13 protein-coding genes are annotated in these 17,428 nt (G+C 65.5%); 6 read left to right on the top strand and 7 right to left on the bottom strand.

What is annotated here, in order from left to right:
- Positions 1 to 7 precede the first annotated feature (7 nt).
- Together JQ592_RS05045 and JQ592_RS05040 are read right to left on the bottom strand one after the other, a co-directional pair.
- A complete protein-coding gene (locus JQ592_RS05045; protein WP_211401825.1) occupies positions 8 to 1,027 on the bottom strand; it encodes a TRAP transporter substrate-binding protein in 1,020 nt (339 codons plus the stop codon).
- Between the two features lie 482 nt (positions 1,028 to 1,509).
- Positions 1,510 to 2,433, bottom strand: a complete 924-nt coding sequence (locus tag JQ592_RS05040; RefSeq protein ID WP_211401824.1) for a helix-turn-helix domain-containing protein — start codon at positions 2,431 to 2,433, stop codon at positions 1,510 to 1,512.
- Between the two features lie 197 nt (positions 2,434 to 2,630).
- Here JQ592_RS05040 and JQ592_RS05035 point away from each other — a divergent pair, with 197 nt between their 5' ends.
- From JQ592_RS05035 to JQ592_RS05015, 5 genes are read left to right on the top strand one after another with little or no spacing between them, the layout of a single operon-like run.
- On the top strand, positions 2,631 to 3,851 hold the full coding sequence (locus JQ592_RS05035; RefSeq protein ID WP_211401823.1) for an amino acid ABC transporter substrate-binding protein: 1,221 nt from the start codon (positions 2,631 to 2,633) through the stop codon (positions 3,849 to 3,851).
- A 57-nt stretch (positions 3,852 to 3,908) separates the two neighbouring features.
- Positions 3,909 to 4,784, top strand: coding sequence for a branched-chain amino acid ABC transporter permease (locus JQ592_RS05030; RefSeq protein ID WP_211401822.1), 876 nt, complete (start codon positions 3,909 to 3,911; stop codon positions 4,782 to 4,784).
- The gene (locus JQ592_RS05025; RefSeq protein ID WP_246820175.1) at positions 4,781 to 6,451 is read left to right on the top strand and encodes a branched-chain amino acid ABC transporter ATP-binding protein/permease; all 1,671 of its coding nucleotides are present in this window, start codon (positions 4,781 to 4,783) and stop codon (positions 6,449 to 6,451) included. The genes JQ592_RS05030 and JQ592_RS05025 overlap by 4 nt, the downstream gene beginning before the upstream one ends.
- Positions 6,444 to 7,175 (top strand): ABC transporter ATP-binding protein, encoded by a 732-nt coding sequence (locus JQ592_RS05020; RefSeq protein WP_211401821.1) that lies wholly within the window; start codon positions 6,444 to 6,446, stop codon positions 7,173 to 7,175. The genes JQ592_RS05025 and JQ592_RS05020 overlap by 8 nt, the downstream gene beginning before the upstream one ends.
- A gap of 27 nt (positions 7,176 to 7,202) precedes the next feature.
- Positions 7,203 to 8,654 carry an aldehyde dehydrogenase gene (locus tag JQ592_RS05015; protein WP_211401820.1) on the top strand — a complete coding sequence of 484 codons (1,452 nt, stop codon included), beginning with the start codon at positions 7,203 to 7,205 and terminating at the stop codon, positions 8,652 to 8,654.
- An 11-nt stretch (positions 8,655 to 8,665) separates the two neighbouring features.
- On the opposite strand, the gene JQ592_RS05010 is transcribed toward JQ592_RS05015, so the two are convergent.
- The 4 genes from JQ592_RS05010 to JQ592_RS04995 all read right to left on the bottom strand — a co-directional run bounded on the left by JQ592_RS05010 (position 8,666) and on the right by JQ592_RS04995 (position 14,166).
- Complete coding sequence (locus JQ592_RS05010) at positions 8,666 to 9,481, bottom strand: hypothetical protein (protein ID WP_211401819.1); 816 nt, start codon at positions 9,479 to 9,481, stop codon at positions 8,666 to 8,668.
- A 161-nt stretch (positions 9,482 to 9,642) separates the two neighbouring features.
- Positions 9,643 to 10,722 carry a hypothetical protein gene (locus tag JQ592_RS05005; RefSeq protein ID WP_211401818.1) on the bottom strand — a complete coding sequence of 360 codons (1,080 nt, stop codon included), beginning with the start codon at positions 10,720 to 10,722 and terminating at the stop codon, positions 9,643 to 9,645.
- A 106-nt stretch (positions 10,723 to 10,828) separates the two neighbouring features.
- Complete coding sequence (fsrB, locus tag JQ592_RS05000; RefSeq protein WP_211401817.1) at positions 10,829 to 12,118, bottom strand: siderophore utilization protein FsrB; 1,290 nt, start codon at positions 12,116 to 12,118, stop codon at positions 10,829 to 10,831.
- A gap of 59 nt (positions 12,119 to 12,177) precedes the next feature.
- Positions 12,178 to 14,166: a TonB-dependent siderophore receptor gene (locus JQ592_RS04995; RefSeq protein ID WP_211402505.1), complete on the bottom strand. Its 1,989-nt coding sequence runs from the start codon at positions 14,164 to 14,166 to the stop codon at positions 12,178 to 12,180.
- Between the two features lie 687 nt (positions 14,167 to 14,853).
- Between JQ592_RS04995 and JQ592_RS04990 the strand changes: the two genes are divergently transcribed.
- Positions 14,854 to 15,411, top strand: coding sequence for a helix-turn-helix domain-containing protein (locus JQ592_RS04990; RefSeq protein ID WP_211401816.1), 558 nt, complete (start codon positions 14,854 to 14,856; stop codon positions 15,409 to 15,411).
- A gap of 14 nt (positions 15,412 to 15,425) precedes the next feature.
- Here JQ592_RS04990 and JQ592_RS04985 read toward each other — a convergent pair whose 3' ends face one another.
- Positions 15,426 to 17,417: a primary-amine oxidase gene (locus tag JQ592_RS04985; protein WP_211401815.1), complete on the bottom strand. Its 1,992-nt coding sequence runs from the start codon at positions 17,415 to 17,417 to the stop codon at positions 15,426 to 15,428.
- Positions 17,418 to 17,428: the final 11 nt, after the last annotated feature.

The raw sequence follows: 17,428 nt of genomic DNA, 5'->3' as shown, positions 1-17,428 counted from the left end.
CAACGCGTTACGACAGCTTGCCGACGGCCTTTTCCAAGAGGTCCCAGGCCTGGTCGCCATACTTGCCTTTCCACTCGGCATAGAAGCCGGCGGAGCGCAGCTTGTCGCGGAACGGCGCGACAGCGGGCTGGTTGAAGGTCAGGCCCTTGGCCGCGAGCTCCTGCTGCAGATTGGCGTTGAGCTTGGCGGTATCCTCACGTTCCTTGACCGCGGCGGCGTTGATGTTCTTGGCGACGATGGTGCGCACGTCCTCCGGCAACGCGCCCCAGGCGCGGCGGTTGGCGAGGAACCAGAAGCCGTCCCACATGTGGTTGGTCAGCGAGCAGTACTTCTGCACCTCGTAGAGCTTGGCGGTCGAGATGATCGCCAGCGGGTTCTCCTGGCCCTCGACGATCTTGGTCTGGAGCGCCGAATAGACCTCGCTGAAATTGATCGAGGCGGGCGCGGCGTCGAACGCCTTGAACATCGAGGTCCACAGCGGCGACACCGGGACGCGGATCTTGAAGCCCTTGAGATCATCAGGACCGGTGATCGGCCTGGTCGAGGACGTGGTCTGGCGGAAGCCGTTGTCCCAGATCTTGTCCATGACCTCGAGGCCGGCCTTCTTGATCTCGCCACGGACATGGGCGCCGAGATCGCCGTCCATGGCCTTCCAGACCGTGTCGTAGTCCGGGAATGCGAAGCCGATGCCGTTGATGGAGGCCGCCGGCACCAGGGTCGACAGGATCAGGCCCGACAGCGTGAAGAACTCGACGCCGCCCGAGCGGATCTGGCTCAGCATGTCGGTGTCGGAGCCGAGCTGGTTGTTCGGGAAGATCTGGAGGTCGAACTTGCCGCCTGTCTCGGCCTTGATCGCCGCCGCCATCTCCTTGGCGCGTACGTTCAGCGGATGGGTGTCCGGCAGGTTGTTGGCGTATTTGTAGGTGAACTCGGCGCTCTGGGCGCGGGCCACATGGGGCGCGCCAATGCCACCCAGGACCGCGGTCGCGGCGGAGGCCTTGAGAAGCGTGCGTCGGGAAAAGTTCATGGGTCTGCTTCCTCGGAAGGATTGTTTTTGTTCTGAGATGCAAACCTATACGGACGTCACGTCAGAAGGTCATCTGCGATCTCGCGAAGCTCGCTTATTGCAGCCGGACAACGTCACGGCAATATCGGCTTTCGCCACATGGGGCCTGACCAAAAAAAAGCGAAAACAACCCCATGCACAGTAGCCGTCGAGAGCTGGGACGATCGTCGAGCGCCGGGCCGGAAACAGCGCTGGAGCGAAGGTGCGGTGGCAGGAATTTCGCCTAAACATCTGATTCAATTGTATATAAATATATTCCATAATATACCTTATGCGAATTACGGATATGGCTGCGGCCGATCGGGCAAGACGGTTTCCGGCCGCCCAGGAGCTGCGCTCCAGCGCTCCCCCGGCGTAGACTTGGCGGTCGTTGGCTCGTTGCAACGGCGCGATTTCCGGCGGGAATGTCCGTGCTCCCAGGATCGATTCTGGCTTGGCGGCGCTCACGGCCAGTCGGCAAAGTCGAGCGTCGGCCTCGATCGTCCGGCTCGCACGCGCGCCGCGACGCGACGGCGCCACACGCCCGGAGCCTCGCCGGTATGCTTGCGGAAGAAGCGGTTGAAATAGGCGGTGTCCTTGAAGCCCAGCGCAAAGGCGATCTGCTTGACGGCCACGGTGCCGGCCTCGAGCCGTGCCGCGGCCTCCTTGACGATGCGCTGCTGGATCAGCTCGCTCGGCGAACGCTTCAGCTCGCGGCTGCACAGCGCGTGCAGACGGTCCGGCGTCATGCCGAGGAGGTTGGCGTAATCGCTCACGCGCAGGTGCTGGTGATAGCGCTCCTCGAGCAGCCTGCGGAAGCGGCTCAAGATCTCGGTACTGCTCCCCTCCTCGTCCCGGTCGCTATCGTCGGCGAACAGGCGCCAGAAGCGCAGCACACACAGCGTCAGCTCGGCCGATATGATCGATGCCGCACCGCTGCGGGCAGGCGATGCGATCTCGGCGGCGATCGCCGCAATCGAGCGTGACATCGTGGTCACGAGGTCGGGTTCGACCGGTCGCGCCATGATGCTGCCGGCGGCTTCGAGCGTAAGATAGGCGGGTTCGGCCGACGGCGGCAGATAGCGATGCCACACGCCCGCGCGCAGTTGGAGCAACTCGGCGGTCGCTCCCGCCGACACCTCGAGCCAATCGGCTGATCCCGCCGGCAGCCAGACCATGGCTGGGCCCGTAAACGTCATCGTCTTGCCGGGCTGGCCGACCTCGGCGGTGGAGGCGCCGTGCAGGCACAGCAGATGGATGAATGGCCGGGCGGTTTTCGACGTCAGCATCCAGCGCCGCGCAACGTAGTGCGAGGCGATCAGCTCGGCGCCGACAGGCGCAGCGCCGCTTGCAGCCGCTGGACCGGCGCCCGCGACGCCTCGACGCACTTGGCCATCGCGACCAGAAGCGTCCAATCTTTCGCCGGATTTGTCCATTGTGCGAACAAACCCCTCGGTGCTTGCTAGGTCAAGTCCTGGTCGCGGCCGGCTTCATAAGCCGCGCCGAAAAGAAACCGGGACCAAGAGGAACGACCCACTCACACGTAGCGAACAACCGCTTGAGTGAAACCCGAGGGAGGATCGACATGTTTTCGGCGAACCGTCGAACGTTGCTGCGCGTCACTAGCTTGGTGGCTGTCGCCACGGCGCTGGGGTCCTTTGCGTCCACGGCCGATGCGCAGGAGAAGATCCGGATCGGCTATGCCATCTCCAAGACGGGTCCCTATGCCGGCGGCGCCGGCATCACCACCCTGCCCAATTACGAGCTGTGGGTGAAGGACGTGAATGCCGCCGGCGGCATCAAGCTCGGCGACAAGAAGCTGCCGATCGAGGTGGTCGAATACGACGACCGCAGCAGCTCGGAGGAAGCCGTCAAGGCGATCGAGCGTCTCGCCAACCAGGACAAGGTCGATTTCATTCTTCCGCCCTGGAGCACGGGCCTCAACCTTGCGGTCGGACCGACACTGAACCGTCTCGGCTACCCTCACCTCGCGGTGACCTCGGTGACCGACAAGGCGCCGGAGCTCGCCAAGCGCTGGTCGAACGCGACGTTCTGGCTTGGGACGTCGGCGCAGATCTCCGAGGGACTGGCGGACCTGCTCGGCAAGCTGAAGAGCGAAGGCAAGATCGGTGCGAACGTCGCGATGGTCAGCGTCGCCGATCAGTTCGGCATCGAGCTCTCCGCTGCAGGCCGCGAGGCTTTCAAGAAACACGGCTTTACGCTCACCTATGACAAAACCTACCCCATGGGCGCGCAGGATCTTCAGCCGCTGCTGAAGGACGCGATCGCGTCTAACCCGGATGCGTTCGTCGCCTTCAGCTATCCGCCGGATACGATCGCGCTGACCGAGCAGGCGCAGCTCCTGAAGTTCAATCCAAAGGTCTTCTATGTCGGCGTCGGCACCGCCTTCCCGCTCTACAAGGGCAAGTTCGCGGCCAACAGCGAGGGCGTGATGGGGATCGGCGGCTGGAACGCGGACTCGCCGCAGCTGAAGGACTATCTCGCGCGCCACAAGGCCGCGACCGGCAAGGAGCCCGACCGCTGGGCGAGCTCGATCACCTATGCGAGCCTCCAGGTGCTGCAGCAGGCGATCGAAAAGGTCGGCAAGCTCGATCGCGCCGCGGTTGCCGCCGAAATCCGCTCGGGCACGTTCGACACCATCATCGGCAAGGTCAAGCTGAAGGACGGGCTGCTCCAGGAAGTGTGGAGCGTCGGCCAGTGGCAGAACGGCGAGTTCTACGCGCTTGCGCCGGCCTCGCTGCCGAGTGCACGTGCGCCGGTCGTGCCCAAGGCACAGTGGCAGTAAGGACGTTGGCAGGCCTTGCGCTGCGAGGCCTGCCGTCCGCTCGAAGGGCTCCGTTTCATGCTGCTTGTCGACATCATCCTGCCGGGCCTCGTGCTCGGCGGCATGTACGCGCTGATCGCGCTCGGGCTGACGCTGCAATACGGCGTGGCGCGGGTCATGAACCTGTCCTACGGGGAGTCGCTGGTCGCGGCCGCCTTCGGCGCGTTCTCTCTCTACAGCGGACTCGGACTGAGCCCGCTGGCCGCACTGCTGCTGGCAGTCCCGGTCGCGATGGTGCTGAACTGGCTGCTCTACCGCTTCCTGCTGGAGCGGCTGATGCGGCGGGGCAAGGACCGGGGCGCGCAGGAGATCGACAGCATCCTCGTGACCTTCGGCGTGCTGTTCGTGATCCAGGGCGCCATGCTGGTCGCCTTCGGCGGCCAGTATTACAGCTATAGCTATCTCTCCATTCCGCTGACGATCATGGGCTCGACGCTTGCGGTCAACCGCCTGGTCGCGCTGCTGTTTGCGGCCGTGGTCGGCGGCGCCGTCTATCTCGCCCTCACCCGCACGCGGATCGGCACCGCCGTGCGCGCCATCGCGGTCGATGCCAACGCCGCGCGCCTGGTCGGGATCGACGTGGCCGCGCTGTCAGGATTTGCGTTTGCCTTCGGCGGCGGCCTCGTGGCTGTTGGCGGCGTGCTGGTCAGCATGTTCCTCACCTTCAATGCCGCGATGGGCGTGGTCTTCACCATGAAGGCGCTGGTCGTCGTGATCATGGGCGGCGTCGGTAACGTCTTGGGCGCGCTGGTTGCGGGGCTGCTGCTCGGCGTGGTCGAGACCGCGGTGGCGCGGCTGGTCGATCCCGGGCTGACGCTGGCTGCGACCTACGCGCTGTTTCTCGGCGTGCTGCTGATCAGGCCGACCGGCCTGTTCGGGAGAGCCGCGTCATGACCGGGCCGATGCGTGCATTGCTGTGGTGTGCCGCCCTGGTGCTGGCTGCGGCCGTCGTCACCTATCCGCTTTATGCCAACGGCTATTATCTCGCGCTCGGCATCAGCGTCCTCTATTTCACGATCCTTGCGACCGCGTGGGCGATGTTCTCAGGCCCCACCCGTTACATCTCGCTTGCGACCGTCGCCTTCTTCGGCCTCGGCGCCTACACGGCCGCGGTGTTAGGTGAGACCATGCCCTGGCCGGTCGTGCTGCTGGCCGCGGCCGGCGTCGGCGCCCTCACCGCCGCCATCACCGGACTCTCGACCCTGCGGCTGTCAGGCATCTATTTCGTGATCTTCTCCTTCGGGCTTGCCGAGCTGATCCGGCAGCTGGTGATCTGGTACGAGGTCAACATCCACAAATCGGTCGGCCGCTATCTCTTCAGCGCGGTGACGCAGGACATTCTCTACTGGCAGCTGCTGGGTTTGACCGCCATCGTCTTCCTGGTCGGCTGGCAGCTCGGGCGCTCGCGCTACGGGCTGGCCTTGCGCGCCATCGGTGCCGACGAGACCGCGGCCAGCCATTCCGGCATCGATGCGACGCGCATCAAGCTCGGCGTCTTCATTCTGAGCGCGACATTCATGGCGATGACCGGCGCCGTGATGGCGCCGCGCTGGACCTATATCGATCCCGCGATCGCCTTCAATCCGACCATCTCGTTCCAGGTCGTGATCATGGCCCTCCTCGGCGGTGCCGGCTCGCTGTTCGGGCCCGTGCTCGGCGTCGTTCCGCTGGTGCTGCTGTTCGAGGTGTTGACCGCGACGCTGCCCAACCATTTCAGCATCGTGCTCGGCATCATCTTCGTCCTCATCGTCATGGTGCTGCCGAACGGCGTGATCGGCCTGTTCGGGGCGGGCCGCTGGCGCGTTCCGGCCGGTGGCTCCGCCACAGCTTCCGCCCGTAAAGCGGATGCAACGCTGCTCGCGGTCGACGGCGTCAGCAAATCGTTCAGCGGGCTGCGCGCGGTCGAGGACGTCAGCTTCACGGTCGCACCGGGTGAGATCGTCGGCATCATCGGCCCGAACGGCTCCGGCAAGACGACGCTGCTGAATACGCTGTCCGGGGCCCTGCGCCCCTCGTCAGGCACGATCCGCTTCAGTGGCACCGTCCTCAACGGCCTGCGCGCGTACCAGATTGCGCGGCTCGGCCTTGCGCGTACGTTCCAGCTGGTGCGGGTGATGCCGGACCTGACCGTGGCCGAGAACGTTGCAGCGGCGCGGCTGTTCTCGACGTCAAGCGGTTCGGACGCAACGGGACACGAACTGCTGGATCTGGTCGGGCTCGGCGCTCTGCACGAAGCCCCTGCGAGCGAATTGACCTATATCGACCAGAAGCGGCTCGAGCTTGCCCGCGCGCTGGCGCTGCAGCCGCGCCTCGTGCTGCTCGACGAATGGCTGGCGGGCCTCAATCCGAGCGAGCTCGAGACCGGCATTGCCCTGATCGCGAAACTGCGCGAGCGCGGCCTCACCATCATCATGGTCGAGCATGTCATGGATGCGATCCGCGCGCTGTGCGGCCATTGCATCGTCATGAACGCCGGCAGCGTGATCGCGCGTGGCACGCCGGACGATGTCCTGGCCGATCCAAAGGTCGTCGCCGCCTATCTCGGAGGCGACGATGCTTGAGGTCGCCGCCCTCTCCCACTTCTACGGCAAGCACCAGGCCCTGGCCGAAATTGCGCTCGGCATCAATCAGGGCGAGATCGTCGCGATCCTCGGCGCCAACGGCGCCGGCAAGTCCACCTTGCTCAAGAGCATCGCCGGGCTGGTCAGGCCGGCGCCGGGCGCGACGATCAGGTTCGAGGGACAGAACATCGGCGATCTGCCGGCACATCTGATCGTGGAGCGCGGCATCGCCCTGGTGCCTGAGGGACGCGGCGTATTCGGCGAACTGACGGTTGCCGAGAATTTGCAGCTCGGCGCCTATCCCGCGCGCGCCCGCGCCGGCGAAGCGGATCGGCTCGCAAGGATCCTAAAACTGTTCCCGCGCCTTGCCGAGCGCATGACCCAGGCGGTCCGCACCATGAGCGGCGGCGAGCAGCAGATGGTGGCGATCGGCCGGGCGCTGATGTCGAACCCGCTGCTGCTCCTGCTCGATGAGCCCTCGCTCGGCCTGTCCCCTCTCCTCAGCCGCGAGGTGTTTCGCGCGCTGGCGCAGATCCGCACCAGTGGCGTCGGTGTGCTGCTGGTCGAGCAGAATGCGCGCGCCAGCCTCGACATCGCCGATCGCGTCTACCTGATCGAGTCCGGCCGCAACGCTGGCAGCGGACCGGCCGCTGCGATGAAGAACGATCCCGAGATCCAGCGCGCCTATCTCGGCAAGGCGCGCGCCGCATCGCCCCCACGTTGATCACCCCAGCACCTCATGGAGAGTGCCATGAACGCAATCGACCTTCTCATCGGCGGCAAGGACCAGTCGGCCAGCAACCAGCGCACCTTCCAGCGCCGCAATCCGATCTCCGGCGAGGTCGCGACCATCGTGGCCGCGGCCTCGATCGACGATGCGATGCGCGCCGCCGACGCTGCGGCTGCCGCCTTTCCGGCCTGGTCGCAGCTCGGCCCCTCCGAGCGCCGCAAGCGGCTCAGCGCGGCCGCCGACATCCTCGCGCGCCGCGCTGCGGAGTTCACGGCGTTGATGGTGGCCGAGACCGGCGCCACCGCGGGCTGGGCCGGCTTCAACGTGCATCTCGCCGAAGGCATGCTGCGCGAGGCCGCCGCCATGACGACGCAGATCTCGGGCGAGGTCATCCCGTCCGACAAGCCCGACAATCTCGCGATGGCCTTCCGTCAGCCGGTCGGAGTCGTGCTCGGAATTGCGCCGTGGAATGCGCCGATCATCCTCGGCGTGCGGTCGGTGGCGATGCCGCTTGCCTGCGGCAACACGGTGGTGCTGAAGGCCTCCGAGATGAGCCCCGGCGTGCACCGCCTGATCGGAAGCTGCCTGGCGGAGGCCGGGCTCGGCGACGGCGTCGTCAATGTCGTGACCAACGCGCCGGAGGATGCGCAGGCCGTGGTCGAGGCGCTGATCGCCCATCCCGCCATCCGCCGCGTCAACTTCACCGGATCGACCCGCGTCGGCCGTCTCATCGCACTCGCCTGCGCCAAGCATCTCAAGCGCGCGCTGCTGGAGCTCGGCGGCAAGGCTCCGCTCGTCATCCTCGACGATGCCGACCTCGATGCTGCCGTGAATGCCGCGGCCTTCGGCGCCTTCATGAACCAGGGACAAATCTGCATGTCGACGGAACGGATCGTCGTCGACGACAAGGTGGCGGACGCCTTCATCGCCAAGTTCGCCGCCAAGGCGAAGAAACTGCCCCACGGCGATCCGCGCAAGGGCAATGTCGTGCTCGGCTCGCTCATCAGCGGCGCGGCCTGCGACCGCGTACGCGGCCTGATCGACGACGCCGTCGCCAAGGGCGCGGTGCTTGCGGCAGGCGGACACGGCAGCGGCACGATCATGCCGGCCACCATCGTCGATCACGTCACCCCGGCGATGCGCATCTATGGCGAGGAGAGTTTTGGTCCGGTCGTGACCGTTGTGCGGGTCAGCGGGGTGGATGAGGCGGTGCGGGTTGCCAATGACACCGAATACGGCCTCTCCTCCGCCGTGTTCGGCCGCGACATCGCGCGCGCCCTTGGCGTCGCCAAGCGGATTGAAGCCGGCATCTGCCACGTCAACGCGCCGACCGTGCACGACGAGCCCCAGATGCCGTTTGGCGGCACCAAGGCGTCGGGCTACGGGCGCTTCGGCGGCAAGGCTGCCATCGACGAGTTCACCGAGCTGCGCTGGATCACCGTGCAGACCGGGCCTCGCCATTATCCGTTCTGAAGCAAGGCGGCTCAGCGCAGCGGCAGCAGGTCCAGCTGGCTCTGCGCCTTCTTCACCGCCGCCGCGAACCAGCTCTGCCTCGGCGCCTCCTTGGCGAAGCATTTTGTGTAGGCGTCCATGGCCTGGTCCTCTTTGGCCATGGCGTCCTGCGGGGGCTTTCTGGCCATCATCTGCTTCCAGACCTTCTCACAGGCCGGGATCTCGGCCGTCTTCACGGCGTCCGTTGCGGCGAGGAAAAAGACCTTCTCGCCCTGGATCGCGACCACGCCGATTTCGTGCGGCGCTCCCTTCAGATCGCCATTGCCGCGCACGCCGAGCACGGCGACTGCGGCGCTCGCGGATGCGGGTTTCGTGACCGGCAGATCCGCATATTTGGCGAAGGCTGAGTCCTGGATTGCCTGATAGTAGAAGCGGTCCGAGTTGATCGCCGCGCCGATCTCCTGCGGCATGCCGTCCTCGCGGTGCTCGCGCAGCCAGTGCTTGAGCAATCCTGTGGTGGTCACCACCGCCTGCATCTTGTCGCCTTCGGAGGCGAAGCCGAGGCCGTCGAGATGGCCGAAGCCTGAATCGCCCTTGAACAGGGTGTCGACGTTCGACTTGCCGTCTGCCGGGAGGCCCTTGATCGTGACCGGGCCGACCAGGCCGCGCAGGACGCCGGCCAGCTCCTCGAGCGCCGCGTCATGCTGCTTGAAGGTCTCGTCGTTCTCCTTGGCCTTGGAGAACTTCGCGATGTAGCGGTCGCGCAGGTCGAGATAATGCTGCTCGGGCGCGGCCGCATAGGCGGGCGTGGCGAAGACGAGCAGGCAGAGCAAGGCGAGCGATCTCATGCGATGTCCGAAAGGCTGGAAGCAATCTCCAGTCTTGGTGCCGGTGCCCCGCGCGAAGGTTCACCGGCACGCCAGGACTCCTACAGGCCAAGACTTGCACAGGCAAAGACTTGCCGGCCCGCCGCCCCTCTCCCCCTGCTCCGCAGGCGTCTACGTGACGCCTATGCGCGCTTCTTGCTTTTCCTGGCGCGAGTCTTGGCTGTCTTTTTGCCCGCCTTCTTCACAGCCGCGGCTGTCTTGCGCGACTTGGCCGGCGACTTCTTCTTTGCGGAGGTCTTTTTCGCGGGCTTCCTGGCTACCGCGACCTTCCTGCGCGGCGCGGCCTTCTTCACCGCCCTGGTTCGTCCGGTTTTCTGTGGCCTGGTCCGCCGCGCGCGCGGTGCGGTCGCGGACGATACCGCCACGTCGGCCGCCATGGCGACCTCTGCCTGCTCCGCACGGACGCCCGCGAGCGTCGTCTGGAGGGCCGCGTCCCAGGCCGCGAGGTCGAAATGCTGGGGGTCGTCGTGGTCGCCGACACCCAGATCCAGCACGCAGTGGTAGACCGGGACCATCCATTCGCCGCGCCTGACGCCGGCGATGACATATTGCAGCGCGAGCCTGGCATATTGGGCGGGCGTGAATCCTGGGTCGGGCGACTGGAAGTCCTGGGTGCCGGGGCCCATGCGCGGCTGCACCAGTTCGTGATGCAGGAACAGTCCCCTGAAGCGGGTACTTGGCATTTCGAACTGGGTCGCGCGCCAAGGCGTGCCGTAGGTCCGGTCCGTCCGTGTCTCGCCGAGGCGCGTGATGTAGATGTGGGTCTTGCCGTCAGGCAGACCCGAAAGCTTGTTGCCGGACCAGGCGGCCGTGTTGATGAAATCCGGGTCGAAGTCTTGTCCGGCCCCCAGTTTGAAGCTGGTGTCGTGGATGACGAAATAACGCGCAAGCGGTGCGTTCGGGTCGTCGGAATTGGCGTGGCAGATGCGATCCGTCACCGAGCCGCCTACGGTGTTTTCCGCAATCCCCTGCGTCTGAAGGAATGATCGCAGCTGCGCCTTGGTCACCCCCAGCGCTGCGGGACTGGCGAGCAGGCCGGACAGCACCGGCGGCAGATCGGCTGGCGCCTCGGCGACGATGCCGTGGGGCTTGACGGTGCGAAGCAGGCACCGGGCCTGATCCAGCGGTGATCCCTCGAATGACAACTGAGCGGAGTTGAAGTGACAAGGTGTGGTCATTGGGCACTCGCGGCGAATGATCACCCGCGCTGCCTGGCAGCGCGTTCACCCTTACAACCTTACGGAAAGCCGCGGCGCGTCACAACTTTTATTTGAACGCATCGGTGGGCCCAGACAGACTTGCCCGGCCCTACTCCGCCGGCGTGAGTTGCCGGCTCAGGCGCAGTGCAGCGGTCTCGCGGACGCGGACACGGGCGCGGCGCTTGCGCCACCAGATCACGACCCCGGTGACCGAGAGCGCGGCCACCACCAGCCCCATGATCGAGATCAGGATGCGGCCAAACAGGCCGACGATGCGGCCCGAATGCAGCGGAAACTGCGCTTGCACGAAGATGTCGGCGGCGGTCCCGACCCAGGGCAGCCGCTCGCCGATCGGACGGCCGTCCTCGCTGTCGTAATAGAGCTGCGCCGGGCCGACGCCGCCGGCACCATGATCGTCGCCGGGGTGGAAGAAGGCGGCGGCATAGACGCCATGGGCCGGGCCGTAATTGATCGAGCCCACCGGGATCGTCCAGCCCCGCGCCTTGCCGTCGGCGGCCGCGCGTGCGGCGATCTCGGCGAACGTCACCTTGGGCTCGATGGGATCATCGAGATCGCGATAGGGTCGCTGCTCGTAGGGCGTCGGCGTGTAGTTCGACACCATCTTCATCAGCGGCGAGAACACCTCGAAATAGAGGTTCAGCGAGAACGCCGTGAAGGCGATGATGAACAACACGCCCCAGGTCCAGAGGCTGAAGGCGCGGTGGATATCGAAATTGATCCGGTAGGCGCTGCCCGATGTCTTGATGGTCCAGGCCGGCGCCCAGCGCGCCCAGAAGCCGCGATCGAGCTGTCGCGTAACCGCGGGCGCCCGCGCCGCCTTGGCGCGTCGCCACGAGGGCAGCGTCAGATAGAAGCCGACGAAGCAATCGATGGTCCAGATGATCGCGATCACCCCGAGCACGCGCATGCCCCAGCGGTCGCTGCCCCAGAATTCCGGGATGTGCATGGTGTAGTGCAGCTTGTAGAGGAACGAGACGAAGTTCTCTCGCGTGACCGGCCACACCGCGCCCCAATAGCGGCGACCGAGCTCCACGCCGGTGTTGGGATCGAGGAACACCTGATTGTAGTCGAGGGAATAGCGCTTGCCGGTCGCCGGATCGATCCGCGGCATGATGAAGAACCACAGCGAGTGGCCCTCCTCCGGTGTCATGAAGAGGTAGACCACGCGCGCACGGGGATCGCGCTGCTCGATCATCTTCGCGAGCTCGATCGAGGGAATGGCCGGACCCTTGCTGGTGACGTCGAACAGATGGCTGTTCAGGACGTCGTCGATCTCATGGTCCCAGGAGATGATCGCGCCTGTGATGCCGGAGAAGAACAGGAATCCGGCCGTGAGCAATCCCGCCCAGCGATGCAGCCTGCCGAATATCGCTCTCATCGTTCTCGACTCTCATCCAGCAGGTCCGGCTGTCATGGCCGGACCGTCTTGAGTTGAACTCACCACCGGTAGGTCAGCTTGCCGATGGCCTTGCGTCCCTCTGCGTAGAAGCAGCCCGACAGGTTGTAGCAGGCCGCGACGTAGCGGGTGTCGGCGAGGTTGGTGACGTTCAGCGACAGGCGCCAATTGTCCCTGGTGTAGGCCAAAAGCGCATCCAGCACGGTCGAGGCTCCGACCTTGAACGTGTTGGCGTCATCGCCCCAGGTTGCGCCGACATAACGGATGCCGCCGCCGAATTGAAGGCCCGCGAGCAGCCCGTTCTGGAGCGTGTAGTCGCTCCACAGCGAGGCGCGGTTGAGCGGCACCGTCGTCGGCGCCTTGCCGACGTTGACCGGATCCTGCGTGACGATGGCATCGACATAGGCGTAGGCCGCGCGCAGGTTCCAGCCGTCGGCGAGCGACATCGTGCCTTCGAGCTCGATGCCGCGCGACTTCACCTGCCCGGTTTGTTCGGCATAGGTCGCTGCAGGCACGTAGGTGACGACGTTGTCGCGCGTCAGGTCGAAGGCAGCGAAGGTGAACAGCGCGTTCCAGCCGAGTGGCTGGTACTTGACGCCCACTTCGTATTGGATGCCCGTCTCGGGATTGAGCATCTGTCCGCCAAAACCGGTCGCGAGCACCGGCAGGAATGATTCCGAGTAGCTGAAGTAAGGCGCGATGCCGTTGTCGAAATTGTACATCACGGCGGCACGGCCGGTGAAGGCCGAGGCATCCTTCGAGACCGTAGTATTGGAGATGCCGCTGTCGACCTGCGTCGTCACGAAATCCTGGCGGCCTCCGAGCTGGAACGACAGCCGGCCGAGCTTGATCTGGTCCTGCGCATAGACGCCGACCTGCGACTGCTTGACGCCGGTGTCGTCGCTCATGCCGCCGATGGTCCAGTCGTAGCTGTAGGCCGGATTGAAGACATTGACCTCGGGCGCTGACGTCGTGACGCCAAAGGCGGTGTCGCGGAACGTCGTGTTGCGATAGTCGACCCCGACCAGCGTGGTGTGGCTCAGGATTCCGGTCGTGAACTTGCCCTGGAGCTGGTTATCCACCGCAAAGGAGTTGATGTAGGAGTTGCTATAGCTGCCGTAGCGGGCGAGCTGCCCTGTGGCCTCGTCGGTATAGCCGCCGCCGTAAAACACCTTCTCCTCGTTGTGCTGGTAGGCGTAGCGCAGGTTCTGCCGGAACGTGATGTTGTCGGTGAAATCGTGCGAGAGCTGGTAGCCGACTGTTGCGATCTCGGTGTTGAAGGCGTCGAAGCTCGGCACGCCCGCGAAGAACGATACCGGGATGGTGCGGCCGTTGTTCGGCCACACCGTTCCGGAAGCCGGCAGAAACTGGAGGCCCCACCCTGCCCGGTCCTTCTGATAGTTGGCGAGCACGGTGAGGGTGGTGTCGTCATTCGGCTTGAACGTGACGGCGGGCGCGATGAAGACGCGGTTGTCCTTGCTGAAGTCGACCTGGGTTTCGCCGTCGCGCACCACGCCGGTCAGGCGCCACAGCACGGTGCCTTCCTTGTTGGCGGGGCCGCCCATGTCGAACTGGCCCTGATAGCGGTTGAAGCTGCCGCCGGAGATCGAGACCTCGCCGAACTGCTGCGCCGTCGGCAGCTTTGTCACGTAGTTGAGCAGACCGCCGGTGCCGCTGCCGCCGTACATCGCCGAGGACGGGCCCTTGAGAACCTCGAGGCGCTCGGCGCCATAGGGATCGAGCCCGTTGAAGTGCACGTAATTGCTGGACGGGATTCGCAGGCCGTCGATATAGAGGCCCGGCATGGTCATGTCGAAGCCGCGGATCTGGAGACCGCCGAAGCGGGTGTCCGAGCCGCCATTGACGTCGCCGCTGACGCCGGCGGTGTAGCGCAGCGCCTCGCCGATGGAGACTGCGCCCTGGTTCCTGATTTGGTCGGTGGTGACGACCGATACCGACTGCGGGGTCTCGATCAGCGGAGTGTCGGTCTTGGTGGCGGTGCCGCTGCGCGTGGCGACGAACCCGCGCACCGGTCCGCCGGCGCGTTCACCTGTCGCGCCATTCGACGCCGACTGGGTCGGCGCGGCTTGCTGCGCCGGAGCACGGCGGCTGGCGCGGGAAGTGCGCGTCGCTGCCGATCGTCGCGACGCGGCGGTCGCCGCAGGACGGGCGCGCTGGGCCGGCGCGTCGACGGTAACGGAGGGAATTTGCGTCTGCGCCTGCACGGGACCAAAGGGAAGGATGAGAGCGAATGTGCTGAAGGCTCCGAGGAAGAGCACCTGAACTCGTCGAAGACGCGTGTCGGAACGCGAAGGAAGTTGGAAGTCTGTCACGTCTTTGGTGGCCCCACGCACTGCCGGCTTCGCCGGTATCGTTTTTGATGCCCCGCCCTAACGCAGGCGATTTCGGAGCGCGATAGGAACCGGGTTAGAACCTCTCCAGACCTGTGCGCAGCACATGCGGCGAATGCGCTCAGGCGCGGTGAGAGGCGCGTGGATTTGGAATCTTTCTAGACGGCCGTGGTCAACCGACGAGGCGCGACCACCAGTGACATCGAAAGCGGGCGCGGAGAACCAATCCTTTACCATGGCCCCGGCGCTCGATTGAGCCTGAGCAACCGCGGCGGTAGAATTTGTTGCGGGATATTTCATTTGCGTTGCAGACCGTGCCGCAACGTTCTGTGCCAGCGCAGGCTGGAAATCCGGGGTTCGACGTCCATGAGCGAATTGCGCGCTGCGACCAGGCAATCCACGGCGAGGACGGGGCTCGTCGAGTTCGACGGCGTCCGAGGCACCGTCAGCATCCCCTGCACGATCGCGGACGTATCAGGCACCGGAGCAAGGCTGAAGCTCGACTGGTCGCTGGCGTTTCCCAAAGAGGCCACGCTGATCTTCGCCGATGGCTTGCGAAAGACCTGCCGCGTGGCCTGGCAGAAGCGGCGGCTGCTCGGCGTCGCCTTCGCGGACGGTGTGGCGAGCCTTGATGAGCAGGCGCTCATGATGACCGAAGAAGAGCAGGCTCTGCACCGGCGGCACATTGGCGCGCAGGTCCGCGGCGCGCGCGAGGCACGGGGCTACACCGAGAGCCAGATGGCGAACCTCATTGGCGTCTCACCCGACGACGTGGCGCGGGCCGAGCGCGGCGAGATCAGCATCCCGCTGCACCAGCTCACGCACATTGCCGATCTGTTGCTGGTCGACCTCGACAGCCTGGTTGCTGGCCCGGCGTCGATTGAGCTGCCGCCAGCGAACGATGTCGAACTGGCTGCCGGCTGAATACCGCGGCGCTGCTAGTCCTTCTGGCAGCACGAGGCGGCGCCGCCCTTCCCTTCGCCCGCAAGCACGCTGCGGCTGTTGCGCTCCGGCGGGATGTCGAAGGCCGCATTGGCCGCGAAGAAGCCGGTCGGCTTCAGCATGAAGCCGGCATATTCGACCGGCATGATCGGAAAATCCTCGGGCTTGCAGACATGGGTGTGGCCGAAGGAATGCCACACCACGATGTCGGCATTTTCGATGTTGCGGTTCTGCGCGGCGTAGCGCGGCAGGCCGTCGCCGCCGGCATGGACGTTGGGATAGTCGCCGCTGGCGTATTTTTCGTCCCTGTCGAACGCCGTGACCCAGACGTGCTTCGTCGCAAAGCCGCCGCGCCTGCGCACATAGCTGCCCTCCTGCGCCAGCATCAGCGGGCTGGGATTGACCACGAGCTTGTAGGCCGGCGCATTGCCGACCGAATTGGTCTCGTTGGGATTGCTGATCTTCCAGAACCGGCCGGTCTCGCCATTGGCGATCGCCGCCGCGTCGCGCTCACGCGACAGCACGCGCGTCGTGGTGTCGAACACGTTGCCATGGGGATTGTCGTGGCCCCAGGGCCGCGGGACGAAATCGTGCTCCGTCACAGTGTTGCCGCCGCCGTCGAGATCCATGTGCAGGCGGACGCTGAAGAAGTGCTGGTGCGTCGGCCCGCCGAGATTGTCGTCGACCATGCCGCCCCATTTGTACTTTTCGCCTGACGGCACGGCAGCGGTCTGGATGATGCCGGTGAGCTTGGTCTCGAGCTGGATCGTGCCGTCCTGGTAGAGGTACCAGTAGAAGCCGTAATCGTAATTGCCGACGGTCGCGAAGAACGAGATCACAAGCCGCCGGGATCTCCGTACCTCGAACAGGCCGTTGCGGAATTCGTAGTGTTTCCAGGCAATTCCGTAGTCTTCTTCATGCATGCAGATAGCGTTCTGCATGACGAAGGGCTCGCCCTTGCTGTCGGCGGCCGGGACGTCGAAATAGTGGATGTTGCCGAGGCAGTCGCAGCCGAGCTCCAGCGCGTTGGCGAGCATGCCGAGCCCGTATTCGCCGGCATCGAACGCCGACTTCCAGAAGTGGTTCGCGGTCGGGTCGGCGTAAGGCACCACCATCTCGGTGACGCTGGCGCGATGGATCAGGGAGCGCTTGCGCGCACCGTCCTGATAGGCGAGCTGGTGCAGTACCAGCCCCTCGCGCGGGGTAAAGCCGACGCGAAAGCTCCATTTCTGCCAGTCGACCTTCCAGCCGTCGACCTCAAAGCTCGCGCCCTCCGGCTGCTCGATATGCAGCGGCTTGATGTCGGTGCGCGGGTTTTGGACCTCGTGCGCGCCGTAATTCCGCTTCTTGCGCGGGATCGGCACGATCGGGTCCTCGTCGGTTAGATCGATCACCTTGCCGCCGATCAGGTCGACGACGGCGACCACGCCTTCGATCGGATGGGCATAGCCATTGTCCTGGAGGTGCTCGCGGAAATAGCTGACCGCACGAACGATGCGGGCGCCTCGCTCGAACTCCTTGTCGAAGAAACCCGACGAGAACGGATCGACCTGGACCAGCTCGATGTCCTTGTCGGTGAGCCCGCGCTGGACCATCGCCGCGCGCCAGCCCGGGTCGGCCTTCACCACGGCCTCGCACTTGAAGAACTCTTCCAGCATCACCGGCGGCTGCCCGTAGGGCTCCTCGCGGTTGGGGATGATCTTGCGCGCGACGATCTCGTTGCGGGCGAGATCGACGACCTGCTCGATCGCCTCGCCCGTGGTCACGTCGAGCGTCAGCACAAAGGCGCGGCGCCCTGCTCCGCCCGCAGCAAGCTCCTGCTTGGTCGGCTCCTCCAGCCGCACCGTCGGGAAGCGGCAATTCTCGGGCGATGTGGCCGCCGCGCGCACCAGGGTGCAGGCCGCGGTGATCTCTTCAGCCGTCAGCGGATCGAGCGGATGCGGCGCGGTGGCCTGCGCTTGCGGTTTGGCTTTGGCGGTATCGAGCATGGCGATGTCCT

This window comes from Bradyrhizobium iriomotense, from assembly GCF_018129405.1.
Classification (GTDB): Bacteria; Pseudomonadota; Alphaproteobacteria; order Rhizobiales; family Xanthobacteraceae; genus Bradyrhizobium; species Bradyrhizobium iriomotense_B.
This window is presented reverse-complemented; position numbering and strand designations above follow the sequence as displayed.

Bases quoted from the DNA above. Each gene is read 5' to 3' on its own strand.
- JQ592_RS05045 (WP_211401825.1), bottom strand. From the start codon at position 1,027: ATGAACTTTTCCCGACGCACGCTTCTCAAGGCCTCCGCCGCGACCGCG.
- JQ592_RS05035 (WP_211401823.1), top strand. From the start codon at position 2,631: ATGTTTTCGGCGAACCGTCGAACGTTGCTGCGCGTCACTAGCTTGGTG.
- JQ592_RS05030 (WP_211401822.1), top strand. From the start codon at position 3,909: ATGCTGCTTGTCGACATCATCCTGCCGGGCCTCGTGCTCGGCGGCATG.
- JQ592_RS05025 (WP_246820175.1), top strand. From the start codon at position 4,781: ATGACCGGGCCGATGCGTGCATTGCTGTGGTGTGCCGCCCTGGTGCTG.
- JQ592_RS05020 (WP_211401821.1), top strand. From the start codon at position 6,444: ATGCTTGAGGTCGCCGCCCTCTCCCACTTCTACGGCAAGCACCAGGCC.
- JQ592_RS05015 (WP_211401820.1), top strand. From the start codon at position 7,203: ATGAACGCAATCGACCTTCTCATCGGCGGCAAGGACCAGTCGGCCAGC.
- JQ592_RS05010 (WP_211401819.1), bottom strand. From the start codon at position 9,481: ATGAGATCGCTCGCCTTGCTCTGCCTGCTCGTCTTCGCCACGCCCGCC.
- fsrB (WP_211401817.1), bottom strand. From the start codon at position 12,118: ATGAGAGCGATATTCGGCAGGCTGCATCGCTGGGCGGGATTGCTCACG.
- JQ592_RS04990 (WP_211401816.1), top strand. From the start codon at position 14,854: ATGAGCGAATTGCGCGCTGCGACCAGGCAATCCACGGCGAGGACGGGG.
- JQ592_RS04985 (WP_211401815.1), bottom strand. From the start codon at position 17,417: ATGCTCGATACCGCCAAAGCCAAACCGCAAGCGCAGGCCACCGCGCCG.